Annotated in this window: 24 protein-coding genes; 9 read left to right on the plus strand and 15 right to left on the minus strand. The window is 74.3% G+C overall.

Annotated elements, in window-relative coordinates; genetic code table 11:
* Positions 1-93: 93 nt before the first annotated feature.
* Positions 94-894 carry a GNAT family N-acetyltransferase gene (locus FGW31_RS30080; protein WP_182674897.1) on the plus strand — a complete coding sequence of 267 codons (801 nt, stop codon included), beginning with the start codon at positions 94-96 and terminating at the stop codon, positions 892-894.
* Between the two features lie 182 nt (positions 895-1,076).
* On the opposite strand, the gene FGW31_RS30085 is transcribed toward FGW31_RS30080, so the two are convergent.
* Positions 1,077-2,696 (minus strand): ABC-F family ATP-binding cassette domain-containing protein, encoded by a 1,620-nt coding sequence (locus FGW31_RS30085; protein ID WP_142196694.1) that lies wholly within the window; start codon positions 2,694-2,696, stop codon positions 1,077-1,079.
* 79 nt (positions 2,697-2,775) lie between these two features.
* A complete protein-coding gene (locus tag FGW31_RS30090; RefSeq protein ID WP_142196695.1) occupies positions 2,776-3,012 on the minus strand; it encodes a hypothetical protein in 237 nt (78 codons plus the stop codon).
* Positions 3,013-3,302: 290 nt separating this feature from the next.
* Here FGW31_RS30090 and FGW31_RS30100 point away from each other — a divergent pair, with 290 nt between their 5' ends.
* Together FGW31_RS30100 and FGW31_RS30105 are read left to right on the plus strand one after the other, a co-directional pair.
* The gene (locus FGW31_RS30100; RefSeq protein ID WP_142196697.1) at positions 3,303-3,815 is read left to right on the plus strand and encodes an immunity 21 family protein; all 513 of its coding nucleotides are present in this window, start codon (positions 3,303-3,305) and stop codon (positions 3,813-3,815) included.
* Positions 3,816-3,965: 150 nt separating this feature from the next.
* Complete coding sequence (locus FGW31_RS30105) at positions 3,966-4,811, plus strand: SDR family oxidoreductase (RefSeq protein WP_142196698.1); 846 nt, start codon at positions 3,966-3,968, stop codon at positions 4,809-4,811.
* A 185-nt stretch (positions 4,812-4,996) separates the two neighbouring features.
* On the opposite strand, the gene FGW31_RS30110 is transcribed toward FGW31_RS30105, so the two are convergent.
* The gene (locus FGW31_RS30110; RefSeq protein ID WP_142196699.1) at positions 4,997-6,685 is read right to left on the minus strand and encodes a DUF885 domain-containing protein; all 1,689 of its coding nucleotides are present in this window, start codon (positions 6,683-6,685) and stop codon (positions 4,997-4,999) included.
* Between the two features lie 33 nt (positions 6,686-6,718).
* Positions 6,719-7,210 (minus strand): Lrp/AsnC family transcriptional regulator, encoded by a 492-nt coding sequence (locus FGW31_RS30115; protein WP_142196700.1) that lies wholly within the window; start codon positions 7,208-7,210, stop codon positions 6,719-6,721.
* A gap of 72 nt (positions 7,211-7,282) precedes the next feature.
* Here FGW31_RS30115 and FGW31_RS30120 point away from each other — a divergent pair, with 72 nt between their 5' ends.
* The gene (locus FGW31_RS30120; RefSeq protein ID WP_233288726.1) at positions 7,283-8,458 is read left to right on the plus strand and encodes a trans-sulfuration enzyme family protein; all 1,176 of its coding nucleotides are present in this window, start codon (positions 7,283-7,285) and stop codon (positions 8,456-8,458) included.
* 272 nt (positions 8,459-8,730) lie between these two features.
* On the opposite strand, the gene FGW31_RS30130 is transcribed toward FGW31_RS30120, so the two are convergent.
* The 3 genes from FGW31_RS30130 to FGW31_RS30140 form a co-directional block, all read right to left on the minus strand.
* Positions 8,731-9,984 carry a GNAT family N-acetyltransferase gene (locus tag FGW31_RS30130; protein WP_182674894.1) on the minus strand — a complete coding sequence of 418 codons (1,254 nt, stop codon included), beginning with the start codon at positions 9,982-9,984 and terminating at the stop codon, positions 8,731-8,733.
* Positions 9,985-10,081: 97 nt separating this feature from the next.
* Positions 10,082-11,668 carry an alkaline phosphatase D family protein gene (locus FGW31_RS30135; protein ID WP_142196703.1) on the minus strand — a complete coding sequence of 529 codons (1,587 nt, stop codon included), beginning with the start codon at positions 11,666-11,668 and terminating at the stop codon, positions 10,082-10,084.
* Between the two features lie 189 nt (positions 11,669-11,857).
* The gene (locus FGW31_RS30140) at positions 11,858-12,688 is read right to left on the minus strand and encodes an alpha/beta fold hydrolase (RefSeq protein ID WP_182674891.1); all 831 of its coding nucleotides are present in this window, start codon (positions 12,686-12,688) and stop codon (positions 11,858-11,860) included.
* A 152-nt stretch (positions 12,689-12,840) separates the two neighbouring features.
* On the opposite strand from FGW31_RS30140, the gene FGW31_RS30145 reads away from it, so the two are divergent.
* Both FGW31_RS30145 and FGW31_RS30150 read left to right on the plus strand, forming a co-directional pair.
* A complete protein-coding gene (locus tag FGW31_RS30145) occupies positions 12,841-13,728 on the plus strand; it encodes an RNA polymerase sigma-70 factor (RefSeq protein ID WP_142196705.1) in 888 nt (295 codons plus the stop codon).
* Between the two features lie 171 nt (positions 13,729-13,899).
* Entirely contained in the window at positions 13,900-14,661 is a 762-nt protein-coding gene (locus FGW31_RS30150) for a GntR family transcriptional regulator (RefSeq protein ID WP_142196706.1), read from the plus strand.
* Positions 14,662-14,969: 308 nt separating this feature from the next.
* On the opposite strand, the gene FGW31_RS30155 is transcribed toward FGW31_RS30150, so the two are convergent.
* From FGW31_RS30155 to FGW31_RS30165, 3 genes are all read right to left on the minus strand, one after another.
* On the minus strand, positions 14,970-16,127 hold the full coding sequence (locus tag FGW31_RS30155) for an ROK family transcriptional regulator (RefSeq protein WP_142196707.1): 1,158 nt from the start codon (positions 16,125-16,127) through the stop codon (positions 14,970-14,972).
* Between the two features lie 97 nt (positions 16,128-16,224).
* Positions 16,225-16,887 (minus strand): response regulator transcription factor, encoded by a 663-nt coding sequence (locus tag FGW31_RS30160; RefSeq protein WP_142196708.1) that lies wholly within the window; start codon positions 16,885-16,887, stop codon positions 16,225-16,227.
* A gap of 83 nt (positions 16,888-16,970) precedes the next feature.
* On the minus strand, positions 16,971-18,125 hold the full coding sequence (locus FGW31_RS30165; RefSeq protein ID WP_142196709.1) for a sensor histidine kinase: 1,155 nt from the start codon (positions 18,123-18,125) through the stop codon (positions 16,971-16,973).
* 109 nt (positions 18,126-18,234) lie between these two features.
* Between FGW31_RS30165 and FGW31_RS30170 the strand changes: the two genes are divergently transcribed.
* The 3 genes from FGW31_RS30170 to FGW31_RS30180 are packed head-to-tail and all read left to right on the plus strand — an operon-like array spanning position 18,235 to position 20,379.
* Complete coding sequence (locus FGW31_RS30170; RefSeq protein WP_142196710.1) at positions 18,235-19,155, plus strand: ABC transporter ATP-binding protein; 921 nt, start codon at positions 18,235-18,237, stop codon at positions 19,153-19,155.
* Positions 19,156-19,157: 2 nt separating this feature from the next.
* Positions 19,158-19,883 (plus strand): ABC transporter permease, encoded by a 726-nt coding sequence (locus FGW31_RS30175; protein ID WP_142196711.1) that lies wholly within the window; start codon positions 19,158-19,160, stop codon positions 19,881-19,883.
* A 55-nt stretch (positions 19,884-19,938) separates the two neighbouring features.
* A complete protein-coding gene (locus FGW31_RS30180) occupies positions 19,939-20,379 on the plus strand; it encodes a hypothetical protein (protein WP_142196712.1) in 441 nt (146 codons plus the stop codon).
* Positions 20,380-20,552: 173 nt separating this feature from the next.
* Here the strand turns inward: FGW31_RS30180 and mug are convergent, their stop codons facing one another.
* The 5 genes from mug to FGW31_RS30205 all read right to left on the minus strand — a co-directional run bounded on the left by mug (position 20,553) and on the right by FGW31_RS30205 (position 25,958).
* The gene (gene mug / locus FGW31_RS30185; RefSeq protein ID WP_233288727.1) at positions 20,553-21,050 is read right to left on the minus strand and encodes a G/U mismatch-specific DNA glycosylase; all 498 of its coding nucleotides are present in this window, start codon (positions 21,048-21,050) and stop codon (positions 20,553-20,555) included.
* A gap of 44 nt (positions 21,051-21,094) precedes the next feature.
* Complete coding sequence (purB, locus tag FGW31_RS30190; RefSeq protein ID WP_142196714.1) at positions 21,095-22,537, minus strand: adenylosuccinate lyase; 1,443 nt, start codon at positions 22,535-22,537, stop codon at positions 21,095-21,097.
* A gap of 92 nt (positions 22,538-22,629) precedes the next feature.
* Positions 22,630-23,406 (minus strand): SGNH/GDSL hydrolase family protein, encoded by a 777-nt coding sequence (locus tag FGW31_RS30195; protein WP_142196715.1) that lies wholly within the window; start codon positions 23,404-23,406, stop codon positions 22,630-22,632.
* Between the two features lie 174 nt (positions 23,407-23,580).
* The gene (locus FGW31_RS30200) at positions 23,581-24,594 is read right to left on the minus strand and encodes a hemolysin family protein (protein WP_142196716.1); all 1,014 of its coding nucleotides are present in this window, start codon (positions 24,592-24,594) and stop codon (positions 23,581-23,583) included.
* Positions 24,591-25,958, minus strand: coding sequence for a hemolysin family protein (locus FGW31_RS30205; protein ID WP_142196717.1), 1,368 nt, complete (start codon positions 25,956-25,958; stop codon positions 24,591-24,593). Before FGW31_RS30205 ends, FGW31_RS30200 begins: the two co-directional genes overlap by 4 nt.
* Positions 25,959-26,014: the final 56 nt, after the last annotated feature.

Raw genomic sequence — 26,014 nt, forward strand, 5'->3', positions numbered from 1 at the left:
TCGACGGGCGACGATCGTTGTACCGGGACGCCGGACATGTCGCACACACGACGACCGCGCACCGGATGCACACACGACACGTAAGGGGTTGCCGTGACGGATCTCGCGGCCGCGGTCGAATCCGTGGCACAGCTCTCCACGGTCTGGCGCGCCATGGTGCTGGACCGGGACGAGGACGCCGATGTGCGGGATCTGCCGGGCGTCGCCGTGCGCTGGGCCGACTGCCGCTTCGCCTTCTGGAACGCGGTCACCCTGACCGAGGCCGGGACCGGCGCCGCGCTCCTGGAGAAGCGGCTGCACGAGGCGGCCGGCATCATGCGCGCCAAGAAGCAGCCGGGCTTCCTGTGGCTCTTCGAGGACCTGCTCGCGGACGACGCACGCGCGGCACTCGCGGAGGCGGCGGAACGCGCCGGCCTCGTCCACGCCTTCCCCGGCACCGGCATGGCCGGCGACCTGCTGCCCGTCCCCGAACCCCACCACGCCGACCTGACGTTCGAGCGGGTCACCACCGACGAACAGCTCACGGCCTACGCGGACCTCAACTCCCGTGCCTACGGCTTCCCGCTGGGCGACGGCCGCGACGGACTGGTCGGCTCCACGCTGTGGAAGCGGGACGTGTACGCCTACCTGGCCCTGCGGGACGGCGTCCCCGTCGCCTGCGCCGCGACGGTCGAGGCGCAGGGCCGTCTCTTCGTGGTGCTCGTCGCCACCGACCCCGACCACCAGCGCCGGGGCTACGGCGAGGCGGTGACGCGCAAGGCGCTGTACGAGGGCGGCCGCGCCACCGGCCTGACCCGCGCCACCCTGCACGCCACCGTCGCCGGGGCACCGGTGTACCCCCGGATCGGCTTCGAACCGAACTCCCCGATGCACTTCTACGGCCTCAAGAGCTGAGCGCCCAAGGACTGAGCAGACCGGCCGCGGAGGAACGGCGGCGCGCGGTGCGGCAGTTCGGTGGCTCGGCGGGTGCCGCGGGCGGCGCGAACCGCTCCGACAGCCGGCCGGCCCGGTCCGCGCCACCACGCCGTCGGTGCGCACGAATGCCGGCCGGTGACGCCGGGCGGCGGCACGGAGCGTCACCGCTCCAGGCGGTACTCCCGGCCTTGCCAGCGGCGCCGCAGCCAGCGGTCGTGGCTCGCCACGACGACCGCGCCGGGGCCCGGACCCAGTGCGGCCTCCAACTCGTCGCACAGGGCGGGCGAGAGGTGGTTCGTCGGCTCGTCGAGCAGCAGCAGCTGGGGCGGATGGGCCACCAGCAGTGCCAGGGCCAGCCGCCTCCGCTGGCCCACCGACAGCCGGCCGACCGGCTTGTCCAGGTCCGCCCGGTGCAGCAGGCCGAGCGAGTCCAGCGGCACCTTCTCGGCGCGTGCCGGGCCCAGCGACATCTCATACGTGTCCCGGACCGTGCGGTCGGCCCGCTCGAACACCGTGTCCTGGGTGAGCAGCCCCACCGTGAGCCCGCGCCGACGGTACAACTCGCCGTCGGCCGGCAGACGTCCGGCGAGCACCGCGAGCAGGGTCGACTTGCCCGCCCCGTTCCCGCCGGTGACCAGCAGCCGGTCGGTCACCGACACCTCCAGCCCGACCGGCGCGAGCCGGCCGGGCACCCGCACGTCGTGCAGCGACACCAGGGGACGCGGGCCCTCCTCGCTGCGCGCGGCCAGTTCCCCGGCTTCGAACCGCAGCGGCCGCGGCGGCTCGCCGACCTGCGTACGCTCCAGTTCCTCCAGCCGCCGGGCGGCGTTGCGGACCCGGCGGGAGATCTGGTTCTGCACCCGGCCGGCCCGGCGGTCGTAGCCCATCTTCTCGTTGTCGGTGCGGCCCCGGTCCGGCGCGACCCGGTGCGCGGTCACGCCCACCGCGTGCGTGAGCTGGGCCAGTTCCTCCTGTTCCTCGGCGTACCGCCGTTCCCACCGCTCCCGTTCGGCCCGCTTCCAGGCCAGGTAGGCGCTGTAGTTGCCTCCGTAGCGGACCGGGCCCTCCACCGCCGGGTCGAGGTCGATCAGGTCGGTGCAGACGGCGTCGAGGAACGCCCGGTCGTGGCCGGCGACGACCACGGCCCCGGGCAGGCCGCGGATCTGCTCCTCCAGGAAGGCGGCGGCGCCGTCGTCGAGGTGGTTGGTCGGCTCGTCCAGCAGCAGCGCCGACGGCCGCCGTACGAGCAGGGCGGCCAGGGCCAGCCGGCCGCGCTGCCCGCCGGAGAGCGAGCCGAGCGTGCGGTCCTGATCGAAGGCGCCGAGGCCCAGGCCGTCCAGGACCAGGGCCGCGCGTCGCCCGGCGTCCCAGGCCTCCCGGTGCTGGGCCTGTTCCAGACGCTTGCCGTAGGCGTCGAGGAGTTCCCGGTGTCCGGGGTCGTCCTCCGGCACGCGGGCGAGTTCCTCGCCGAGCCGGTCCAGCTCGGCGAGGACCTCGCGGGTCTCGCGCAGCGCCTCGTGCAGCACCGCGGCGATGGTGGAGTCGGCGTCGTAGGGCATTTCCTGGTGGAGGAAGCCCAGATCGGCGGGGCGGGTGACGCGTCCGGCATCGGGTTCGTCCACGCCGGCGAGCACGCGCAGCAAGGTGGACTTGCCCGCACCGTTCTCCCCGATCAGGCCGATGCGGTGGCCGGGGGAGGCGGTCAGGGAGATGCCGTCGAGGACGCGACGCCCGCCGAGGTTGCGGACGAGGTCGTGGGCGAGCAGAGCGGGCTGGGGCATGGGGGACCGTCCAACATGATCGGTGTTCGGCCCGCGGGGCGCACGGCCTCGGGCGCGGGCCACTTGACTCGGCGGCGGCTCACACCGCGGGGGCGCTCGTCTCCTCGGCGCGCGTGGGGGCGGGCGCGGTGACGTTCTCCACCACGGTGCGGTCCGGGGCGGGTTCGCCGGTGACCGGACCCGACGGAGTGGCTTGTCCGGTGCGGTCGGGGGCGACCGGGCCGGTGGTCACGGTGCGGGACAGGCCGTGGAAGGCCGCGGGGTCGTCGGGCCGGGCGAAGGAGAGGGCCGGGCAGACGACGGGCGCGTGGGACACGGGAACGACCTCGGGAGGCTTGAGGGCAGGGAACAGACCTCTGCCCCGGGCAGACGTGGAAAACGGGGTACGACGAAACGGGCCACCTCGGCAGCGCTCCTGGGCGCCGGCCGGTGGCCGTCAGATCCGGGTCTCACCCGGAGATGTCGTCTTCACCCACCACGTCTGCGACTCCTCGCTACACGGTCAACGCCGCTCGGAGCCTAGCAGGCGGGCCGGGACGGCGCCGTTGCGCTCCGGTTGCTGAACCCCCGGCTCCGGTAAGGGAGTCGACCCGATAGGTTCTGCGCATGGTGCGATACGCGGAGCCGGGCACGGTCGAATGGGTGGAGTCGGGCGGCGGGCCGCTCATCGCGGTGCCGGAGACGGTGCTGCCGTTCTGGACCGGCGCCGACGGCGAGGAGACGGCCTCCGACTACGACCGGGCCTGCGAGGTGGACGGACTCGTCGGCCTCCTCCCGGTCGGTGACGCCACGGCCCTCGTCCTGGGCGACGAGCCCGCCGCCACCGCGTTCCTGCCCGAGCACGGCACCCTCGTCCGGTGCGTCGCCGCGCACTCCGAGGCGGAGGTGCTGGCGAGCGTCCCGGAGGCGCTGCACACCGCGCAGTGGCAGCCCGAGGTGCAGTGGAAGGTACCGGGCGAGCTCGTGCTGTTCGACGCGGCCTGGCCCGGCGCCCGGTCCACCGGCACCGACCACGTACGGCTCGCCCTCGCGCCCGGCCGTTACGCGGTCCGCGCGGCCCACGTGCAGCCGGGCCCGGAGACCTGGCTGGTCCTCGTCCAGTTCCGGCCGCTGACCTGAACCCGGGCGGGGAGCCGGGACGTCGGGGACATTCGTGCACGACCGGAGGGAGCCGGGACGTCGGGGACATTCGGGTGCGCGGCCGGGGGAGCCGGGACGTCCGGGAAATTCGGGTGCGCGGCCTGCGCCGGAAGCCCATCATGGGCGATCATGCCCAAGTACCCGCACCCCGCCCCCGAAGAGCTCCGCCGTGACCCCCTGCCGCTGCGCGGCCGGACGGCGCTGGTCACCGGCGCCAGCCGGCGCGGCGGCATCGGGCACGCCGTCGCGCGGCGTCTCGCCGCCCACGGCGCCGGCGTCTATCTGCACCACCACGTGCCGCACGACGCCGCCATGCCGTGGGGCGCCGACAGCGTCGAGGAGGTGACGGCCTCCGTGCGTGCCGCGCTCGCCGACCCCGGCGCGCAGGTGGTGGCCGGCCCGGGCGACCTGTCCGACCCGGCGGCGCCCGCCGCCCTGCACGCCCGGGCGGCCGAGGCGCTCGGCGGACGGCTCGACATCCTCGTCGCCAACCACGCCCTCAGCGGCTCCGACGGCGACCTCGACACGATCGACGCCGCCATGCTCGACGCGCACTGGGCCGTCGACACCCGCTCGGTGCTGCTGCTCGTGCAGGCCCACGCCCGGCACCGGGCCGCCCTGCCGCCCCGCACCCCGGGCGGGCGCGTGGTGATGATGACCTCCGGGCAGGACATCGCCGGCGGGATGCCCGGCGAGATCGCCTACGCCCTCCAGAAGGGCGCGCTCGCCTCGATCACCCGCTCCCTGGCGACCGCGCTGGCCGAACACGCGGTGACCGTGAACACCGTCAACCCCGGCCCCGTGGACACCGACTACCTCACCGGCGACGCCTACGAGGCCGTCGCCGCCCGCTTCCCCGCCGGACGCTGGGGCATGCCCGACGACCCGGCCCGCCTCATCGCGTGGCTGGCCACGGACGAGGCGGACTGGATCACCGGTCAGGTCATCGACTCCGAGGGCGGCTTCCGGCGCTGACCGCACCGAACGCGCCGGCCCGGTCCGCAGCGTCGGCCCGGTCCACAGTGCCGGCCCGGTCCGCAGTGCCGGCCCGGTCCGCAGTGCCGGCCGGTCCGCAGTGCCGGCCCGGTCCGCAGCGTCGGCCCGGCCCACAGTGCCGGCCCGGCCCGCAGTGCCGGCCCCGCCCACAGCGTCGGCCCGGCTCACAGTGCCGACAGTTCGTCCACCAGGTCGTCCAGGCCCAGGGAGCCCTGGGACAGCGCGGCCATGTGCCAGGCCTTCAGGTCGAACGCGTCGCCGTGCCGCTTGCGGGCGTTCTCCCGGCCCAGCAGCCACGCCCGCTCGCCGAGCTTGTAGCCGATCGCCTGGCCCGGGATCGTCAGATAGCGGGTCAGCTCGCTCTCCACGAAGTCCGCCGGGCGGCTGCTGTGGGCGCCGAAGAACTCCTCGGCCAGCTCCGGCGTCCAGCGCTCACCCGGGTGGAACGGCGAGTCCGCGGGGATCTCCAGCTCCAGGTGCATGCCGATGTCGACGATCACCCGGGCCGCCCGCATCATCTGCGCGTCCAGGTAGCCGAGCCGCTCCTCCGCGTCCGCGAGGAACCCGAGCTCGTCCATCAGCCGCTCCGCGTACAGTGCCCAGCCCTCGGCGTTGGCGCTGACCATGCCCACCGAGGCCTGGTAGCGGGAGAGGTCCGCGGAGACGTGCACCCACTGCGCCAGCTGGAGGTGATGGCCCGGAACGCCCTCGTGGTACCAGGTGGAGACCAGGTCGTAGACCGGGAAGCGGGTCAGGCCCATCGTGGGCAGCCAGGTGCATCCCGGACGCGAGAAGTCCTCCGACGGAGGCGTGTAGTACGGCGCCGCCGCGCTGCCCGGCGGGGCGATCCGCGACTCCACCCGGCGCACCCGTTCGGCGAGGTCGAAGTGGGTGCCGTCGAGCGACTCGATCGCCCGGTCCATCACGCCCTGGAGCCATTCACGGACCTCGTCGACGCCCTCGATGTGCCGGCCGTGCTCGTCGAGGTGCGCCAGCGCCACCCAGGGCGTCTCGGCGCCGGGCAGGATCTTCTCGGCCTCCTTCCGCATCTCGCCGAGCAGCCGGTGGTACTCCGACCAGCCGTACGCGTACGCCTCGTCCAGATCGAGATCGGTGCCGTTGAAGTAGCGGGCCCAGCGGGCGTAGCGCTCCCGGCCCACGGTGTTCGGGGCGTCCTCGACGGCCGGCGCGTACACGTCGCGCATCCAGTCCCGCAGCTCCACCACGGCCGCGGTCGCCGCGCGGGCGCCCTCGTCCAGCTCCGCGCGCAGCGCGTCCGGGCCCGCGGCGGCGAAGTCCTCGAACCAGCCGCGGCCCTCGCCGGTGTCCGCCCACTCGGTGAGCTGCCCGACGAACGTCCGCGTCGGGCGCGGAGCCGCGTACAGCTTGCGTTCCAGGCCGAGCGCCAGGGACTCCCGGTAGCCCGCAAGCGCGGCCGGGACCGCGCGCAGCCGCCGGGCGATCGCCGCCCAGTCCTCCTCGGTCTCCGCCGGTGTCACCGTGAACACCTCGCGCACCGAGTGCGCCACCGTGCCGAGGTTGCCGACCGAGCGGAGCCCTTCGTCGGCCTCGTGCACGGCCAGTTCCGCGGTGAGCCGCTCACGCAGCAGCCGGGCGCAGCGGCGCTCGATGCCGCTGTCCGCGCCGGGCAGCCGCTCCGCCTCGTCGAGCCGGGCGAGCGTGGCCCGCTGCAGATCGGCGAGCGCGGCCTGGCCGGCGGGCGAGAGATCGGGCAGCCGGGAGGAGCTCTCCTTCACACCGAGGAACGTCCCGGTGACCGGGTCGAGGGCGATGAGCTGGTCGACGTAGGCGTCGGCGACCTGACGGGGAAGCGCGCTGTTGGTCTGTGACATGCGCACCATCCTGGTACGCGCTCCCGCCGTGCGTCACCCGGTTTGAGCCGAGGGCGAAGACGGCAGCACCGGACCGCAGTCCCACTGCTGGAAGATCAGCCGGGTCTCCACGCGCGCCACCTCGCGGCGGGCCGTGAACTCGTCCAGCACCAGCCGTTGCAGATCGGCCATGTCCGCGACCGCGACATGCACCAGATAGTCGTCGGGGCCGGTCAGGTGGAACACAGTCAGCGACTCCGGCAGCGCCCTGATCCGCTCCACGAACGGGCCGACCAGCTCCCGCCGGTGCGGCCTGACCTGCACCGACAGCAGCGCCTGGAGTCCCCGGCCCAGCTTGGCCGGATCCAGCTTCAGCCGGTGCCCGAGGATCACGCCGGAGCGGCGCAGCCGGGTCACCCGGTCCAGACAGGTCGACGGCGCGACCCCGACCTGCGCGGCGAGATCCCGGTACGTCGTCCGGGCGTCGTTCTGCAACAGCCGCAGCAGATGAAGGTCGACCGGATCGAGTACGACGGATTCGGCCACCCGCCGAACGTAGCACGGGCTCCGGACCGGATGAACCGTTCTGTGTTCACCCTTCCGTCCATGGACATGGGCATGGAAACGCGACGCACCACGAGAGCACTCGCCACCGAAGCCGTGCACGCGGGCCGGGACGACCTCGCCGGCCTCGGACTGCACGCCCCGCCGATCGACCTGTCCACCACCTACCCCTCCTACGACAGCCGCGCCGAGGCCGCCCGCATCGACGCCTTCGCCACCACCGGCGCCGACCCGGACGGACCGCCCGTGTACGGACGGCTCGGCAACCCGACCGTCGCGCGCTTCGAGACCGCCCTGGCCCGGCTGGAGGGCACCGAGTCGGCGGTCGCGTTCGCCAGCGGCATGGCCGCGCTCAGCGCCGTCCTGCTGGTCCGCGGCTCCATGGGACTGCGGCACGTCGTCGCCGTACGCCCGCTGTACGGGTGCAGCGACCATCTGCTGACCGCCGGACTGCTCGGCTCCGAGGTGACCTGGACCGACCCGGCCGGGGTCGCCGACGCGCTGCGCCCGGACACCGGACTGGTGCTGGTGGAGTCGCCGGCCAACCCGACGCTCGCCGAGATCGACCTGCGGGCCGTCGCCCACGCCTGCGGCTCCGTGCCGCTGCTCGTCGACAACACCTTCGCCACCCCCGTCCTGCAGCGTCCGGCCGAGCAGGGGGCGCGGCTGGTGCTGCACAGCGCCACCAAGTACCTCGGCGGGCACGGGGACGTGCTGGCCGGCGTGGTGGCCTGCGACGAGGAGTTCGCCGGACGGCTGCGCCAGGTGCGCTTCGCCACCGGCGGCGTGCTGCACCCGCTGGCCGGCTACCTGCTGCTGCGCGGTCTGTCGACGCTGCCGGTCCGGGTGCGGGCCGCGTCCGCGAGCGCCGCCGAACTCGCCGGGCGGCTCGCCGCCGACCCGCGCGTGGCCCGCGTCCACTACCCGCGCATCGGCGGGGCGATGGTCTCCTTCGAGGTGCACGGCGACCCGCACGAGGTGATCGCCGGCGTACGGCTGATCACTCCGGCCGTCAGCCTCGGCAGCGTGGACTCCCTCATCCAGCACCCGGCGTCCATCAGCCACCGCATCGTCGACGCCGACGACCGCAGGGACGCCGGGGTGAGCGACCGGCTGCTGCGGCTCTCGGTCGGCCTGGAGGACGTCGAGGACCTGTGGGCCGACCTGGACGCGGCCCTGGGGGAGCGGGCCGGGACGCCCGCACACCCGGAGGCGCTGGCCCAGGGCTGAGGCCCGGCGCACACCGCGATCGGCCCGGCGGGTCGCGCCGGGCCGATCGCCGCGTGCGGGCACGGTGGCCCCGGGTCGGACGGATCCTAGGGCCTGTCGTTTGGATCATGTCGGTTTCGCGGGGCGTGGCACGCACATCTGCTGCGTTGTCGTCGGTTGTCGACGCTCCGCGTCGCCGCCCTCCTCCGCCTTGCAGCTGCACGCACCACGCCCCGCTCGGGTGGGCTGAGAAGCGCTGCGTCTCCCAGCCGACCTGATCCAAACGACAGACCCTAGGACCGGCCGATCCGCTCGCCGTGCTCCGGCGCGTTGCGGGACGGTACGGCGTCCAGCCGGGCCGTGACGACCAGGGTGCCCTCCTCGATCTGGTAGTCGAGGGGCAGGCCCAGTCCGCGCATCGCGGCGACCATGCCGGTGTTGGCCGCCTGCGTCACGGCGTACACATGGGCGCAGTCCGCCTCGGCGGCCATGGCCACCAGCCGCGCGAGGAGCGCGCCGCCGATGCCCCGGCGCTGCCAGGCGTCCTCCACGATCAGCGCCACCTCGGTCTCGTCGCCGTCCCACAGCAGATGGCCGAGGCCGACGATGCGGCCGGAGGCGGTCTGCACCGCGAGGGTGCGGCCGAAGCGGGGGCTGAGCAGGTGGTTGAGGTAGCGGTCCGCGTCGCCCACCGGGCCGTGGTACCGCATGCGCAGGGTGTGCGCGGAGCAGCGCTCGTGCATCGCCCGCGCGGCGGCCAGGTCGCCGGTGTCCGCCCGGCGCACGGAGATGTCACCGCCCTCGGGCAGCCGGAGCACGTCCCGGCCGCGCGGCAGGCGCGGACCGAGCCGCGCGTCCAGTTCCACCAGGGCCCGGGCGCGGGCGAACTCGGTGGGTGTGAACGGCAGATGGGGCCGCTCCACCGTGATCACGCCGCCCTCCGGGGCGCGCAGCCGGATGACGGTGTCCTCCAGGGAGCCCTCCGCCGGCACGGTGCCGTGCGGTCCCGGTCCGTCGGCGGGAAGGGAGCGGATCGTGCACCGTCCCAGCAACTGGCGCAGCGCGAGCGGCAGTTCGGAGGCGTCCTGAGCGGTGCGGGCGGCCAGCCCGAGGACCCGGGTGGGTGCGTCCACCAGGTCGTGGGCGTCGGCCCGCTCGATCCAGGTGGCCGTGCCCCCGGCGCGCCCGACGGCCGCGGTGAGGTCCGTGCCGGCCGGGGCCCGCAGCAGGAACTCGTCGACGGTGTCGGCGCCCAGCGGGTGCGTCTGCAGGGTCAGGATGTCGACCCGCAGCCCGGCCAGTTCCGTGCACAGGGCGGCCAGCGCGCCCGGTTCGTCCTTCACCGTGGTCCGCATCCGCCACAGCTCGCTCTCCCCGGCCGCGGCGGAGGGCGGCGGGGCACCGCCGGTATCGTGCGCCGGCGGTGCGCTGCCGTGGCGGCGTGCCCACCACGCGTGGAAGCCGGCCGAGCAGCGCGCGGCGAGCCCGACCGGGATCCAGCGGCGGTGCACGGGACCGCCGTGCCGACTGTTGGTCACTTCGGACATGTCTCGAGTCATACAGTCACTGTGAAGGAAATGTGTTTCGTGATCACGAACGCACTGTGACTGACGGGTAAAGCCATCTTCTGTCCGTTTTGCTGCGTTACTGGCCGACCAGGCCCGGCTGCAGCGTCTTCGTGAACAGCACCGTGCCGTCCTGCTCCCGCATCCGCACCGTCAGCTCACCGCTGTCGCCGTCGATGTCGACCTCGCCGAAGAACTGGTAGCCGCCGGCGGGCGAGACGTTCGAGGCGGTCGGTGCCTTCACCCACACCCGCTCCGGGCCGAACGTGTCGTCGAGCGCGCTGGCCGGGAAGGCACCCGCGTTGAGCGGACCGGAGACGAACTCCCAGAACGGCTCGAAGTCGCCGAACGCGGCCCGCGAGGGCTGGTAGTGCTGGGCCGAGGTGTGGTGCACGTCGGCCGTCAGCCACACGGTGCCGGTGATCCGCCGGTGCTTGACGAACCGCAGCAGTTCCGCGATCTGCAACTCCCGTCCCAGCGGCGCGCCCGGGTCGCCCTGGGCGACCGCCTCGACGTTCTGGCGGCCCTCCGTGGTGTCCGGCACGACCAGGCCGATCGGCATGTCGGCGGCGATCACCTTCCACACCGCCCGCGACCGGGCCAGCTCCCGCTTGAGCCACTCCAGCTGCTCGCGGCCGAGGATGCCCTGCGGGTCCACGGTCTGGTCGCCGGCGGAGTTGGCGTTGCGGTAGGTCCGCATGTCCAGCACGAACACGTCGAGCAGCGGGCCCTGCCGCAGCACCCGGTGCACCCGGCCCTCGCTCTCGCCCGGCCGCAGCGTCGACATCGGGAAGTACTCGCCGAACGCCCGCCGGGCACGGGCCGCCAGCACGTCGACGCTCTTCTCCGTGTACCGGGTGTCGGTGTCGGCGATCCGCTGGCCCGGGTACCAGTTGTTGCGCACCTCGTGGTCGTCCCACTGCACGATGGAGGGCACCTGGGCGTTGAACCGGCGCAGGTTCTCGTCGAGCAGGTTGTAGCGGAAGTTCCCGCGGAACTCGGCGAGGGTCTCGGCCACCTTGGACTTCTCCTCGGTGGTGATGTTCCGCCAGACACTGCCGTCCGGCAGCGCGGCGGTCTCCGGAATGGGGCCGTCGGCGTAGATCGTGTCGCCGCTGAACAGGAAGAAGTCCGGGTCGAGCCGGGCCATCGCGTCGAAGATGCGGTAGCCGCCGATGTCGGGGTTGATGCCCCAGCCCTGGCCGGCCAGGTCGCCCGACCACACGAACCGCACGCCGTCGCGCCGCCGGGCCGGCACGGTGCGGAAGGTGCCGTCGACCGGCTCGCCGGTGCGGCGCGGGTCGTCGGGGTCGGTGAGCAGCACGCGGTAGTGGATCTGCTCGCCGGGCGGCAGCCCGCGCAGCCGGGTGGTGCCGGTGAAGTCGGTGTCCGGGCCGAGCAGCGGACCGTGCCATCTGCGCGGATTGCGGAACGACTCGGTCGCCGACGTCTCGACGATCATCCGGGCCGGCCGGTCCGAACGCACCCACACCAGTCCGGAGTCACGCGTCACGTCGCCGGTCTGCACGCCCCAGCGCGCCAGCGGACGCCCGGACCGTGCGAACGCGGGCGCCGCGCCGAGCGCGGTGGGCAGGGTCAGGGCCGCCGAGGCCGCGAGCGAGCCGCGCAGAACGGCGCGACGGCCCGGGAACGAACGGTGTGACATGGAGGCGCCTCCAGGGACGGGATCCGGCCAGTGTGCGCAGCCACACCTACTCGGGCGGCGCGGCTCGCGCGCAAACCGCAGGTGAACAACTGATCGGCCGAGCCCGCGGGCGCGCACCGGGCCCGCCGCGGCACCCGGGCGCGGACCGCGCGCGGGACCGGCCCGCGGCTCCCGTCCGCCGCGCCCCGGTCAGCGGCTGCCGTCCAGCAGGACGCGCGCGACCAGCGCCGGGTCGTCGTTCATCGGGACGTGACCGCAGCCGGGCAGCCGCACCAGCCGGGCCCGCGGGATGGTCCGCTTGGCGCGGACGCCCTGCCGGGGGATCAGCAGGCGGTCCCGGGCGCCCCAGGCGATGGTCACGGGGACGCCGGGCACGTCGTCGGTGAACCGTACGGTGGCGCCCGCCCGGAGGGTCTCGGTGAAGCCGGTGGCCCCGGCCAGCGCCAGCGTCTCGGCGACCACCGCCTCGGGCGAACGGCGCCCGGGGCGGGCGTAGATGGTGCTGGTCAGCGCCGTCCGGCCGGCCGCGGAACGGGACAGGCGCTCGACCAGCGGCAGCGGCAGGCGCTCCGCGATCCGCCGCATGCCGAGCAGCACGGCGAAGGCGTACCGCCGCTCGGCCTGCGTCCAGAACCCGGCCGGGGACAGGGCGGTGACGGAGCGTACGAGCTTCGCCCGGCCCATCTCCAGGGCGAGGAGACCGCCGAGCGAGTTGCCCGCCACATGCGGCCGGTCCAGGTCCAGCGCCTCGCACAGGGCGCCGAGCGCGGCGCTCATGGTGGGCAGGTCGTGGGGGAGGCCGCCGGGCAGCGACGGGGAGGCGCCGAAGCCGGGCAGGTCCACGGCGATCACCTCGCGCTCGGTGGCGAGGATGTCCACCACCGGGTCCCAGGCCTGCTGGTGGTGCCCGATGCCGTGCAGCAGGAGCAGCGGTTCGCCGCGGCCCACGCGCGCGTAGGACAGGGTGACGGCCTGCGGGCCGAGGGGAGAGGTGACCTCGAAGGAGACGGTCGCGGACATGAGGGTGCTCCTCGTCTGGGACTCGCGGACGACGGACGCCGCCTGACGCCGTAGACAGCTTGTCAGCAATTGCTACCGACGGGTAGACCCCGGTGTGTGCCGACGCCGGTGCCGCCTGGACACCGCCGCCCGGGTCGGTTGGGATGGTGCCCGTGACCACCGACACCGTGACCGACGTCTTCGAAGAGCACCGCCCCGTCCTCCTGGGAGTCGCCTACCGCATGCTGGGCCGGGTGGCCGACGCGGAGGACGTGGTGCAGGACGCGTGGCTGCGCTGGTCGGGCGCGAACCGGTCCGGGGTCCGCGAGCCGCGCGCCTACCTGGTGCGCGTCACCACCCGCCTCGCCATCGACCGGCTGCGCCGGATCAAGGCAAGCGGCGAGACCTACGTCGGCCCCTGGCTGCCGGAGCCGTACGTCACCGACTTCGGCGACACCGCCCCCGACACCGCCGAGCGGGCCGTGCTCGCCGACTCGGTCTCGCTCGCCGTCCTCGTCGTCCTGGAGACGCTGTCGCCGCTGGAGCGCGCGGTGTTCGTGCTGCGGGAGGCGTTCGGCTACCCGTACGCCGACATCGCGGCCATGCTCGACCGCGGCGAACCGGCCGTGCGCCAACTCGCCGGCCGCGCCCGCAAGCACGTCGAGGAACGGCGCCCGCGCTACGCCGTCGACCCCGTCCAGCGCCGCGACCTCACCGAGCGCTTCCTGGCCGCCGCGGCCGACGGCGACCTGGAGGGCCTGCTGGAACTGCTCGCCCCGGACGTGCGCCTGGTCGGCGACAGCGGCGGCAAGTCCCGCGCCCCGCTGCGGGTCCTGGAGAGCGCCGACCACGTCGGGCGCTTCCTCCTCGGAGCCGCCCGCAAGAGCGTGCCCGACCTCTCCCTGCGTTTCCTGGAGGTCAACGGCGGGCCCGCGGTGCTCGTCCTGGCCGGCGGCCGGCCCGACTCGGTCTTCCAACTGGACGTGGCCGACGGCCGTGTGCAGACCGTGTACGTCGTCCGCAACCCCGACAAGCTGCGCTCGCTCGCCGCGCTCGGGTAGCGGCGTCCCGCACTCCCGCACGGGGCCTCCGCCGCGGCGGAGGCCCCGTTGTCGCGCCGATTGGTATTGACCAAGGGTGGGGGCCGCCTTATGGTCGCAGACAAGTGAAACAACCTTTAATAAACAAGGGCGCTTAAAACGCCGCCGGACACGGCGATCGTGGAGGACAGGGTGGGGACCACGCAGCTGGAAACGGTGCCGGAACCGAAGTACTGGCACCTCAGGACCGTGCTCAGCGAGGCGCTGGACTCGGAGTTCTCGGTGGGCGAGATCCTGCCCAACGAACGCGACCTCGCCGCCCGCTTCGGTGTCGCCCGCGCCACGCTCCGGCAGGCCCTGGAGCAGTTGGAGCTGGAAGGCCGGCTGCAGCGCAGGCGCGGGGTGGGCACGACCGTGGCGCCGCCGCGCATGGGCGTCTCCGTCGGCACGGCACGTCACGCGTGGCCCGGCGGTCCGAGCGACGCCTGGCAGGCCCACGACTGCGCGCTCGAGGTGCCGCCCGCCGCCGTCGCCGAGACCCTGGTCACCGGCCGCGACGAACCCGTGCACGTCGTGCGGCGCTCGCGCGTCTCCCGCGGCCAGCCCGTCGCCGCCGAACTGCTGTACATCCCGGCCGGCTCGGTTCCCGACCTCACCGCCATCGACGCCCCGTCCGGCACCGCCCGCGCGCGTGCGGTCCTGCGCGAACTGCAGCGCCTGGAGCTGGAGCGGCAGGAGAACGCGGTGGAGCTCGGCTCCGCCCGCGCGGACGACGCCAAGGAACTGGACCGCCTGCCCGGTGCGCCCGTCCTCGTCGTCACCACCCGTTTCCTCTCCCGCGGGCGCACCGCCGCGCTCTCGGTGGCCACCTACCGCGCGGACACCTGCCGGCTGACGTTCGGCGACTCCGGCGGCGTGGAGATCCACCACGGCCCGGAGCGCCACGCCTCCTGAGTCCGGTCGACGGGCCGGGACGGCCCGGGGCGCGACACCGGGTCAGGGGCTGGGGTTTGGGTCGGCCCGGCGTGCGTCCGGGCCCCCGGCCCGCTCCGTCGCGGCTCACTCAATCCCTCGGTTGCGTCGCAACAGGGCCGCCGGGACCGCCCGTTGCCCCGGGGCTCCGTTACGCCGACGGCTGCGCGACTCCGCGACTCCATGCCCCCTGCCTCGGTGACCCCGTGCCCCGGTGAGCCGCCGGCGTGCCCGGTTCCCGGCGGATGACGAGACGTTCCCGGGCGGACGGGAAGGGCCGGACAGATCTCTCAGCGGCGGGTCGTCACCGTGCCCTCCACCGCGAAGAGTTGCTCCTCCACGTGGTCGAGGGCGAGCCGGACCGCGCCGGTGGCGACGGCCGCCTCGCCCAGGTGGGACAGGGCGACCTTCGGCGGACGCAGGCAGTAGCGGGCCAGTTCGCGGCGCAGCGGCTCCAGGACCCCGTCCAGGCCGGCCGCCCAGCCGCCGATCACGACCAGTTCCGGGTCGAGGGCCAGCACCAGCGCCGCCACGTCGTGCACCAGGCGCCGGATGAACCGGTCCATGGCCGCCAGCGCCCGCTTGTCGCCCTCGCGGGCCTGCGCGAACACCTCGGCGACCGCCTGCTCGTCCAGCGGGTGCAGCGGCTCGTCCGTGGTGGACAGCAGCGTCTCCGGCGTGGCCTCCCGGCCCAGCAGGTGCAGCGCCCCGATCTCACCGGCCGCCCCGCCGTACCCCCGGTGCAGCCGCCCGCCGATCAGCGACCCGGCGCCCGGGCTGAGCCCCGCCAGCACGAACACCACGTCGTCGGTCTCCCGGGCGGCGCCCTTCCAGTGCTCGGCCACCACGGCCGCGTTGGCGTCGTTCTCCACCAGCACCGGGCACTTGAAGCGCCGGCCCAGCAGCTCCCCGAGCCCGAGGCCCGTCCAGCCGGGCAGCGCCGTGCCCAGCCGCACCGTGCCGTCGGCCTCGACGATCCCGGGCGTGCCCACGCCGACGGCGCGCAGTGAGCCGCGCGGCACACCGGCCCGGTCCAGCAGCCGGGAGACGGCCGCGTCCAGCCGTTCCAGCCGCTCGTCGGCGTCGACCGTCTCGTCGGCGTCCGCGGCCTCGGCGCCGATCACCCGCCCGTCCAGATCCGCCAGCAGCGCGGCCACCCGGTGCACGCCGATCTCCAGGCCGAGCAGATGCCCGGCCTCCGCCCGGAACCGGAACCTCCGCGCCGGTCTGCCCTGTCGGCGTGCGGTGCCCTCCCCGGCCGCCGTCTCCACGACGAGGCCCGCCTCGATCAGTCCCTCCACGACACCTTCGACGGTCGGGCGGGACAGCCCCGTCACCCTGGAGACCTCGGTCAGCGTCGCGCAGTCCGTGGCCCGCAACGCGTGCAGCACCACGGCGGAGTTGATCCTTCGCAGCAGCGAGGGGTCCCCGCCGGTCAGCCGAGCCACCACCCGTCCTCCCAGCTCGTGCGCGTGTTGGGGCGGATCGTACTCGGCGCGGCGCAGCCCGGCGACCTCCGGGCGGGCCCGCCCCGTACGGACACGGTCACCCCGGGGTCACGAAGCCCGACTCGTAGGCCGCGATGACCGCCTGGGTGCGGTCGCGTGCCCCGAGCTTCGCCAGGACGGCGCTCACATGCGACTTCACGGTCTCCGTTCCCACCACCAACCGGGCCGCGATCTCCGCGTTCGTCAGGCCCCGCGCCATCAACCGGAGCACCTCGCCCTCGCGTTCGGTGAGCCGCGCCCGCGCCAGCACGTCCCGGGCGGCACGGTTGCCGTCGCCGTCGGCGTACTCGGCCGCCAGCCGGCGCACGGAGGCGGGGAACAGCAGCGACTCGCCCTCGGCGACCAGCCGCACCGCGTGCACGATCTCCGCGGGCCGGGCCCGCTTCAGCAGGAACCCGTCGGCGCCCGCGCGCAGCGCCCCGTACACGTACTCGTCGTTCTCGAACGTCGTCACGACGAGGATCTTCGGCGGCGCGTCGACCGTCCGCAGCAGCGCCCGCGTTGCCTCGATGCCGTCCAGCAGCGGCATCCGCACGTCCATGGCGACCACGTCCGGCCGCAGCCGGCGCACCAGCGGGATCACCGCCGCCCCGTCGGCGGCCTCACCGACGACCTCGATGTCCGGCTGTGCCTCCAGCACGGCCCGCAGGCCCGCGCGCACCAGAGGTTCGTCGTCGACGAGCAGTACGGTCACCGGCATCCGGCCAGCTTAGGGCCTGTCCGACCGTCCCCGTCCCGCCCGGACCTCCTGGCGGGCGGGCCCTGCCGCCCGCCCCGCGCCGGTCAGTCGACCGGCAGGTCGACGCGCACCCGCCAGTCGCCCCCGTCGGGCCCGGTGTGCGCCCGGCCGCCCAGCAGCGCGGCCCGCTCGCGTATGCCGCGCAGGCCACTGCCGCGCCCGGGGCCCGGTGCCTCCTCGGGGAGCGGGTTGCGGACGTCCAGCAGCAGCGTGCCGTCGGCGACGCGGACGCGGACCCGTACGGGGACGCCGCCCGCGTGCCGCAGCGCGTTGGTCAGCGCCTCCTGAAGGATCCGGTAGCCCTCGCGGGACACCGGGCCGGGCACCGTCTCCAGCGGGCCGGTCACCTCCGCGTCGACCGTCGCCCCGGAGGCACGCGCGGACTCCAGCAGCCGGTCGGCGTCCCCGAGCGTCGGCCGGCTGCTCACCGGCCTGCGGGGCTCGCGCAGCACGCCGAGGACCCGTTCCAGGTCCTCCAGCGCGGCCCGGCCGGTCTCCTCGATGGCGTCCAACGCCCGCTCGGTGAAGGCGGGATCGCCCGCCGTCCGCGCGGCGCCCGCCTGCACCACGGCGACGGTCAGCGCGTGCCCGATCGAGTCGTGCAGTTCGCGCGCGATGCGGGTGCGCTCCAGGAGTTGTTCGGTCCTGGCCTCCAGGGCCGCAAGGCGTTCGGCGGGGGAGGGGCCGAGCAGCCGGCGTGCGACGGCGGTGACCAGCGCGCCCAGGCCCACCACGACGGCGTACAGCACGACCAGCGGGACCGGCACCAGCAGCGCGTACGCCCAGTGCGGCCGCGCGTCCTCCAGCACCGGCACGCCCCCGGGCGAACCTCCCGCGGCGAGCTCGCCCAGCGAGTAGGCGAGCAGCGGCAGCCACACCGTGACGACCGTCGTCACCCCGGACAGCGCCACCCGCACCGCCAGCCACAGCGCGGTGCGCAGCCGGTCGCGCCAGGTCGCCGAAGGCTCCTCGGAGATGCCCGGCTCCGCCTCGCCGGGCATCAGCATCAGCCGGGCCTGTATGCCCTCGCCGGTGCGGACCGCCGGGATCAGCCCGAGCGGCACCAGCACCAGCGCGGGCATCCACGGCGTCGGCGGGTGGATGAAGATCCACACGCTGAACGGCAGCGCCGGCACCCACAGGTGCAGCAGACGTGTGTACGTCCTCCCGCGCAGGAGCGGACGCAGGACGGTGGCCATGGCGTCATCGTGCCAGCCGCCACCGACACCCGGCCTCCCCCGCAGGGGGGAGACGATCTCCCCGGCCGGGGGAGGACCCGCACCGGCCCGGACGGCCAGTCTGAACGGCATGACCAGCATCGACGTCCAGGACCTCACCAAGGAGTACGGCACCCGGCGAGCCGTCGACCACGTAACGTTCCGCGTCCGGCCCGGCCGCGTCACCGGCTTCCTCGGCCCCAACGGCGCCGGCAAGTCCACCACCATGCGCCTGATACTCGGCCTCGACCGTCCGACGTCCGGCTCCGCCACCCTCGGCGGACGCGCCTACGCCACCCTCCGCGAGCCGCTGCGCCATGTCGGCGCCCTGCTCGACGCGCAGGCCGCGCACGGCTCCCGCACCGGCCGCGACCACCTCCGCGTCCTCGCCGCGAGCAACCGCGTCCCGGACCGCCGGGTCGGCGAGGTGCTGGAGGAGACGGGCCTCGCCGCGGTGGCGCGCCGCCGGGTGCGGACGTACTCCCTGGGCATGCGGCAGCGGCTGGGCATCGCCGCCGCCCTGCTCGGCGACCCGGAAGTGATCATGCTCGACGAGCCCGCCAACGGCCTCGACCCGGAAGGCATCGTGTGGGTGCGCACCCTGCTGCGGCGCCTCGCGGACGAGGGGCGCACCGTGCTGGTCTCCAGCCATCTGATGAACGAGACCGCCGCCTTCGCCGACCACCTCGTCGTCCTCGGCCGCGGCCGCCTGCTGGCCGACACCCCGATGCGGCAGTTCATCGACGCCCGGGTGCGGCCCGCCGTGCGCGTCCGCACCTCCGCCCCGACCGCCCTCGGGGCCGCCCTCGCCCGGGCCGGCCACGACGTGGCCGAACACCCCGACGGACACTGGATGGTGCCGGACGCGCGGGTGGACGACATCGGGCGCCTCGCCTCGGCCGCGGGCGTGCCGATCCTCGAACTCACGGCGGACCAGGGCACGCTGGAGCAGGCCTATCTGGATCTGACCGCGGCCGAGACCGAGTTCACCGCACCGCTCCAGGAGGCCTGACCATGCAGTTCGCACCCGTTCTCCGGTCCGAGTGGCGGAAGATCCGCACGCTCCCGTCGCTCCTCGGGACACTCCTCGCGCTGTTCGCGGCGACCACCGCGTTCTCCGCGATCGCCGGCGCGTCGACCACCCAGGACCCCGACTTCGACCCCTTGTTCACCACGCAGTCCGGCGTCCTGCCCGGCCAGATCGCCGCGATCTCCTTCGGCGCGATGGCCGTGTCGCAGGAGTTCCACAACGGCGCCCTGCGCCTCTCCCTGACAGCGGTGCCGCGACGGCTGGGCTGGTACGCGGCCAAGGCGACGGCGATCGCCGTGCCGGTGTTCCTCGTGGCGTCGGCGACCGCGCTCGCCTCGCTGATCGCGGCACGCGCGGGGCTCGGTTCCGCGGCGGACGGACTCTCCGTCGGCGAACAGGTGCGCGCGGTGGCCGGCTGCTCCGTCTACCTGACGCTGACGGCCCTGCTCGCGGCGGGCCTGGCGACCCTGCTGCGCAGCGGAGTGGCCACCCTCTCCCTGATCATCCCGTTCATCCTCGTGGTGTCGTTCGTGATCGGCGACGCGGCCGGCACGGCCGTCGAGTTCATGCCCGACCGGGCCGGACAGCTGGTCCTGCAACGGACCCACGAGGGGATCCTGGGCCCCTGGTCGGGTCTCGGGGTGACCGCGCTGTGGACGGCGGCGGCCCTGCTGGCCGGTGCGTGGAGCCTGCGCCGCCGGGACGCCTGACCGCAAGTCGGCTGACGCCCCGCCAACTGTCAGTGGCGGCGGGTTTACTGGAGCCATGAACATCGCACAGCACATCGCCCTCATCGACGAGCTGTGCTTCCGCCCCTTCCCGGCGGAGCACGGTCCGTCGGACGTCGGCTTCGCGGGACCGGGCCACCACGTGGCGGTCCTGGAGAGCGGTCCCGGTCCGCGCGCCGGGGACCCGGCCGAATGGGCGGTGGCGGTGGACCAGTTGGAGAAGGACCGCGACGCCGCGTACGAGGTGCTGGCGTCGCGTTGGGGCGACGTCCCGCCGTGGAACCTGCAGACGGTGCTGCTGCGCACCGAGCGGGAGGAGATCCCCGAGCCCTGGGCGTGGCTCGCCGCCCAGGCGTCGGTGGCCTGGCTGTGGGAGGTCCAGGGCACGGGCCGGTGGGTGGCGCTCGCGGTCGCCGACCGGGACCCGGGCGACGATCCGCGGCTGGTGGCGGTGGTCACGCAGACAGCCCCGCCCTGACCACCCGCGCCTCCACCGCCGTCACGCGCCGCCGTCGCCACGCACGGCCGTCACCGCGAGGACCGTCGCTGTCACGCACGGCCGTCACCGCGAGGACCGTCGCCGTCACGCACGGCCGTCACCGCGAGGACCGTCGCCGTCACTCACGGCCGTCACCGCGAAAACCCTCGCCGTCACTCGGCCGCGGCCTCCCGCAGCCGTCCGAACTCCTCGGCCAGCGCCGCCGGCGTCCAATGCGCGTTCAGCCCACTGGGGTTGGGCAGCACCCACACCCGCGCGCCGCCGACGGTCCGCGCCTGCGGCCCGACGACCGCCCGGCGGTCGTCGAACGCCGCCCGGTAGGCGGTGACCCCCACCACGGCCAGCCACTTCGGGCGCAGCCGGGCCACCTTCAGCGTCAGCAGCCGTCCGCCCTCGCGGTACTCCTCGGCGCTCAGCTCGTCGGCCCGCGCGGTCGCCCGCGCCACCACGTTGGTGATGCCGAGCCCGTACGACAGCAACTCCTGCTGCTCGGACGGCAGCAGCAGCCGCGGCGTGAAGCCGGAGCGGTGCAGCGCCGGCCAGAAGCGGTTGCCGGGACGGGCGAAGTGGTGGCCCGTCGCGGCCGTCATCAGACCGGGGTTGATGCCGCAGAACAGCACCCGCAGGCCGTCCGCGACGACGTCCGGCACCAGCCGGTCGCGGGCGGCCTCCAGCTGCTCCGGGGTGAAGCGGGTCAGAGGATCGCTCCGGGGGTGTATCCGGCGGCCTCCGGGTGCCGCTTGACGATCTCGTCGATCCGGCCGACGACGGCGGTGACCTGGTCGCCCGCGGCGCCGGTGAAGGACAGCTTGTCCGCCATCAGCGCCTCCAGCTCGGCCCGGTCCAGCGGCAGCCGCTCGTCGGCGGCCAGCTTGTCGAGCAGGTCGTTGCGCTCGGCGCCCTGCTCGCGCATCGCCAGCGCGGTGGCGACCGCGTTCTCCTTGATCGCCTCGTGCGCGACCTCACGGCCGACACCGGCCCGCACCGCGCCCATCAGCACCTTGGTGGTGGCCAGGAACGGCAGGTAGCGGTCCAGTTCGCGGGCGACGACCGCCGGGAAGGCACCGAACTCGTCGAGCACCGTCAGGAACGTCTCCAGCAGGCCGTCCAGCGCGAAGAACGCGTCCGGCAGCGCGACCCGGCGCACCACCGAGCAGGACACGTCGCCCTCGTTCCACTGGTCGCCGGCCAGCTCGCCGGTCATCGACGCGTAGCCGCGCAGGATCACCATCAGGCCGTTGACGCGCTCGCAGGAGCGGGTGTTCATCTTGTGCGGCATCGCGGACGAGCCGACCTGGCCCGGCTTGAAGCCCTCGGTGACCAGCTCGTGCCCGGCCATCAGCCGGATCGTCCTGGCCAGCGACGACGGCGCCGCGGCGAGCTGCACCAGCGCGGTGACGACCTCGTAGTCCAGCGAGCGCGGGTAGACCTGGCCGACGGAGGTGAACGCCTGCGAGAAGCCCAGGTGCCCGGCGATCCGCTGCTCCAGCTCCGCGAGCCTGCCCGCGTCGCCGCCGAGCAGGTCCAGCATGTCCTGCGCCGTGCCGACCGGGCCCTTGATGCCGCGCAGCGGGTAGCGGCCCAGCAGCTCCTCCACCCGGCCGTGGGCGACCAGCAGCTCGTCGGCGGCGGTCGCGAACCGCTTGCCGAGGGTGGTGGCCTGCGCGGCCACGTTGTGCGAACGGCCGGCCATGACCAGCTCGCCGTACTCGCCGGCCAGCCTGCCCAGACGGGCCAGCACGGCCACGGTGCGGTCGCGCATCAGCTCCAGCGAGAGCCGGATCTGCAGCTGCTCGACGTTCTCGGTGAGGTCGCGGGAGGTCATGCCCTTGTGCACGTGCTCGTGCCCGGCGAGGTCGTTGAACTCCTCGATCCGCGCCTTCACGTCGTGCCGGGTGACCTTCTCGCGCTCGGCGATCGAGGCCAGGTCGACGGTGTCGAGGACGCGCTCGTAGTCGGCGATCGCCGCGTCCGGCACGTCGATCCCGAGGTCCTTCTGGGCGCGCAGCACGGCGAGCCAGAGCTGCCGCTCCAGCTTCACCTTCTGCTCGGGGGACCAGAGCGTGGCGAGCTCGGCGGAGGCGTAGCGTCCGGCGAGGACGTTCGGGATGCGGGGCTTGGCGGGCGCAGAAGTCACGTGACCGGATTCTACTGGCGAATCGTGCAGGCCGACGCCACGGGGTCGTTCGGCGGAACCTACAAACGGCCCGGCTGCGGGGCTCCGCGCCGCTAACGGATCTCGTACGGCAGCAGCTCGGGTCGCTTGGGCGGCAGCCCGTCGCCGGAGGAGCGGCCGGTGAGGCGGCGGCCTATCCACGGCAGCAGGTGCTGCCGGGCGAACCGCGCGTCCGCGACCCGGCGGGCCACCCAGCGCGGCGGCAGCGTCGCCTCCAGAGGCACGTGCCACTCGGGGTCCTCGGGCGGGTAGCCGAGGGCCTGCCACACGGCCTCCGCGACCCTGCGGTGCCCCTCCGCCGTCAGGTGCAGCCGGTCCACGTCCCACAGCCGGGGGTCGGCGAGCGCGGGAGCGCCGTACAGGTCGACGACGAGCGCGCCGTGCCGCTCGGCGAGTTCGTCGACACAGGCGAACAGCGCCTCCATGCGCGGCCGGAAGCGTTCGAGCACCGGGCCCCGGCGGCCCGGGCTGCGCATGAGCACCAGTTGCCCGCAGTGCGGGGCCAGCCGCTCCACGGCCTCGGTCAGCAGATCCCGCACCAGGCCCATGTCGCACTTGGGCCGCAGGGTGTCGTTGAGGCCGCCGACCAGGGTGACGACGTCGGGTCGCATGGCCGCGGCGACGTCCACCTGCTCGTCGACGATCTGCCGGATCAGCTTGCCGCGCACGGCCAGATTGGCGTAGCGGAAGCCGGGGGCGGTGGCCGCCATCCGGGCGGCGAGGAGGTCGGCCCAGCCGCGGTACGTGCCGTCCGGGAGCAGGTCCGACATGCCCTCGGTGAAGGAGTCGCCGACGGCGACCAGGCTGGTGTGGGTGGGATTCGTCTGCATGGCGACAGAGATGGTATCCCGCGGCACATACCCGTCGGTCGGTCGGCCTCCCCGTCGCGGCCGCCTCCGTCCGGACCGCCCGCCCCGACGGATCTCGGGCCCTCCCGCGCGGTTCCTCCGGCGGCCCCGTCCCGCGCGGCCCCTGCCCGCTCGCCTCCTCCGCTCCGGCGCTGCTCAGGCCCGCTGCCCGAACAGTTCCTGGAGGACGTCCTCCATCGTCACCAGCCCGGCCAGCCGCCCGTCGGCGCCGAGGACGGCCGCCAGATGCGTACGGCTGCCCCGCATGGCGGTGAGGACGTCGTCCATCGGCGTGCTCTCGCGCACCCGCGCGACGGGCCGCATGTCCCGCAGCCGGAACGGCAGGTCCCGCGGGGAGGCGTCGAGGGCGTCCTTCACGTGCAGGTAGCCCACGATCCGCCGCTGACCGTCGACCACCGGGAAGCGGGAGAAACCGGACTGTGCCGACAGCCGCTCCAGCCCTTCCGGGGTGACGCCCGTGCGCGCGTAGACGACCCGCTCCAGCGGCACCACCACGTCCCGCACCGGCCGCCGGCCCAGCTCCAGCGCGTCGTGCAGCCGTTCCCGCGCGCGGTCGTCGATGAGGCCCGCCTCGCCGGAGTCCTTCACGATCTGCGCCAGCTCGGCGTCCGAGTAGGACGCGACGACCTCGTTGCGCGTCTGCACCCGCAGCAGCGTCAGCAGTGCGTTGGCGAAGGCGTTGACCGTGAAGATCACCGGGCGCAGCGCCCGGGCCAGCGCCACCAGCGGCGGACCCAGCATCAGCGCGCTGCGCACCGGCTCGGCGAGCGCGATGTTCTTCGGCACCATCTCGCCCAGCAGCATGTGCAGATACGTCGCGAGCGTCAGCGCGATCACGAAGGACACCGCGTGGCCCGCGCCCTCGGGGAGGCCGACCGCGTGGAACACCGGTTCCAGCAGGTGCTCGATGGCCGGCTCGGCGACGACACCCAGGATCAGCGTGCACAGCGTGATGCCGAGCTGGGCGGCCGCCATCAGCGCGGACACGTGCTCCAGCCCCCACAGCACGCTCCTGGCACGCCGGTCGCCCCGGTCGGCGTGGGGCTCGACCTGGCTGCGGCGCACCGAGATCAGGGCGAACTCGGCGCCCACGAAGAAGGCGTTGACGACCAGGGTCGCCAGGCCGATCAGCAGCTGTACCGCGGTCATCGCCGGGTCCCCTCCTCGTCCGTCGTCGCACCCGTCCCGTTCTCCGTCGTCCGCGAACCGCCGAGGGGCGCGTGCAGCAGCACGCGTGCCGCGCGGTGACCTGTGGCGTCCCGTACCTCCAGCCGCCAGCCGGCGACCTCCAGCAGGTCGCCGACGGCCGGTATCCGGCCCAGTGCGGTCGCGACCAGCCCGGCGAGCGTCTCGTACGGTCCTTCGGGGGCGCGCAGGCCGACCCGGGCGAGCTGGTCCAGGCGGGCCGAGCCGTCGGCCGAGAACAGCGCGCGGCCCTCCGCGTCGGCGCCGGCCCGGGCCAGGTCGGGCGTCTCGTGCGGGTCGTGCTCGTCGCGCACCTCGCCGACGACCTCCTCGACGATGTCCTCCAGCGTCGCCACTCCGGCGGTGCCGCCGTACTCGTCGATCACCACGGCCATGGTGCGCCGCCCGGAGAGCCGGTCCAGCAGCCGGTCGACGGTGAGCGACTCGGGAACCAGCAGCGGCTCGCGCATCAGCTCCGACACCGGCACCTGCGCCCGGCGGTCGGCGGGCAGCGCCACGACGTCCTTGACGTGCGCGGTGCCGACGACCGCGTCGAGGGTGTCGCGGTAGACGGGGAACCGGGACAGCCCGGTCGCCCGGGTCACGTTCGCCACGTCCTCGCAGGTCGCGCTGACCTCCAGGGCGATGACCTGGACGCGCGGTGTCATCACGTTCTCCGCGGTGAGGTCGGCGAGGTTCAGCGTGCGGACGAACAGCTCGGCGGTGTCCGCCTCCAGGGCGCCCTGGCGGGCGGAGTGCCGCGCGAGCGCCGCGAGTTCCTGGGGCCCGCGCGCGGACGCCAGTTCCTCGGCGGGTTCCACGCCGATGCGCCGCACGATGCGGTTGGCCGTGTTGTTCAGATGGGTGATGAAGGGACGGAAGGCGGCGCTGAAGAGGCGCTGGGCGTTGCCCACCCGCTTGGCGACGGCGAGCGGCGAGGAGATCGCCCAGTTCTTCGGCACCAGCTCGCCGACCACCATCAGGAAGACCGTCGACAGGGCCGTGCCGATCACCAGCGCGAAGGAGCGTGCCACCGAGTCGGAGGCGCCGAGGTCCCGCAGCGGTCCCGAGATCAGTGCCGCGATGGACGGCTCGGCGAGCATGCCGACCACCAGGTTGGTGACGGTGATGCCGAGCTGCGCGCCGGACAGCTGGAAGGTGAGACTGCGTACGGCCTTCAGGGCGCCCGCCGCGCCCCGCTCGCCGCGTTCGGCGGCCCGCGCCAGGTCGGCCCGCTCGACCGTGGTGAGGGAGAACTCGGCCGCGACGAAGGCGCCGCAGGCGAGGGAGAGCAGGATCGCCGCCAGGAGGAGGAGCACTTCGGTCATCGGGTCACCTCCGTCCCATGGTGGGACAGGACCGGGACGGATGCGCGGTGTGCCGA

The organism is Streptomyces calvus, from assembly GCF_006782915.1.
Classification (GTDB): domain Bacteria; phylum Actinomycetota; class Actinomycetes; order Streptomycetales; family Streptomycetaceae; genus Streptomyces; species Streptomyces calvus.

Coding starts and splice junctions, on each gene's coding strand:
- FGW31_RS30085 (WP_142196694.1), bottom strand. CDS start 2,696: ATGCCCCAGCCCGCTCTGCTCGCCCACGACCTCGTCCGCAACCTCGGC.
- FGW31_RS30100 (WP_142196697.1), top strand. CDS start 3,303: ATGGTGCGATACGCGGAGCCGGGCACGGTCGAATGGGTGGAGTCGGGC.
- FGW31_RS30105 (WP_142196698.1), top strand. CDS start 3,966: ATGCCCAAGTACCCGCACCCCGCCCCCGAAGAGCTCCGCCGTGACCCC.
- FGW31_RS30110 (WP_142196699.1), bottom strand. CDS start 6,685: ATGTCACAGACCAACAGCGCGCTTCCCCGTCAGGTCGCCGACGCCTAC.
- FGW31_RS30120 (WP_233288726.1), top strand. CDS start 7,283: ATGGAAACGCGACGCACCACGAGAGCACTCGCCACCGAAGCCGTGCAC.
- FGW31_RS30130 (WP_182674894.1), bottom strand. CDS start 9,984: ATGTCCGAAGTGACCAACAGTCGGCACGGCGGTCCCGTGCACCGCCGC.
- FGW31_RS30135 (WP_142196703.1), bottom strand. CDS start 11,668: ATGTCACACCGTTCGTTCCCGGGCCGTCGCGCCGTTCTGCGCGGCTCG.
- FGW31_RS30140 (WP_182674891.1), bottom strand. CDS start 12,688: ATGTCCGCGACCGTCTCCTTCGAGGTCACCTCTCCCCTCGGCCCGCAG.
- FGW31_RS30160 (WP_142196708.1), bottom strand. CDS start 16,887: ATGCCGGTGACCGTACTGCTCGTCGACGACGAACCTCTGGTGCGCGCG.
- FGW31_RS30165 (WP_142196709.1), bottom strand. CDS start 18,125: ATGGCCACCGTCCTGCGTCCGCTCCTGCGCGGGAGGACGTACACACGT.
- FGW31_RS30170 (WP_142196710.1), top strand. CDS start 18,235: ATGACCAGCATCGACGTCCAGGACCTCACCAAGGAGTACGGCACCCGG.
- FGW31_RS30175 (WP_142196711.1), top strand. CDS start 19,158: ATGCAGTTCGCACCCGTTCTCCGGTCCGAGTGGCGGAAGATCCGCACG.
- FGW31_RS30180 (WP_142196712.1), top strand. CDS start 19,939: ATGAACATCGCACAGCACATCGCCCTCATCGACGAGCTGTGCTTCCGC.
- FGW31_RS30195 (WP_142196715.1), bottom strand. CDS start 23,406: ATGCAGACGAATCCCACCCACACCAGCCTGGTCGCCGTCGGCGACTCC.
- FGW31_RS30200 (WP_142196716.1), bottom strand. CDS start 24,594: ATGACCGCGGTACAGCTGCTGATCGGCCTGGCGACCCTGGTCGTCAAC.
- FGW31_RS30205 (WP_142196717.1), bottom strand. CDS start 25,958: ATGACCGAAGTGCTCCTCCTCCTGGCGGCGATCCTGCTCTCCCTCGCC.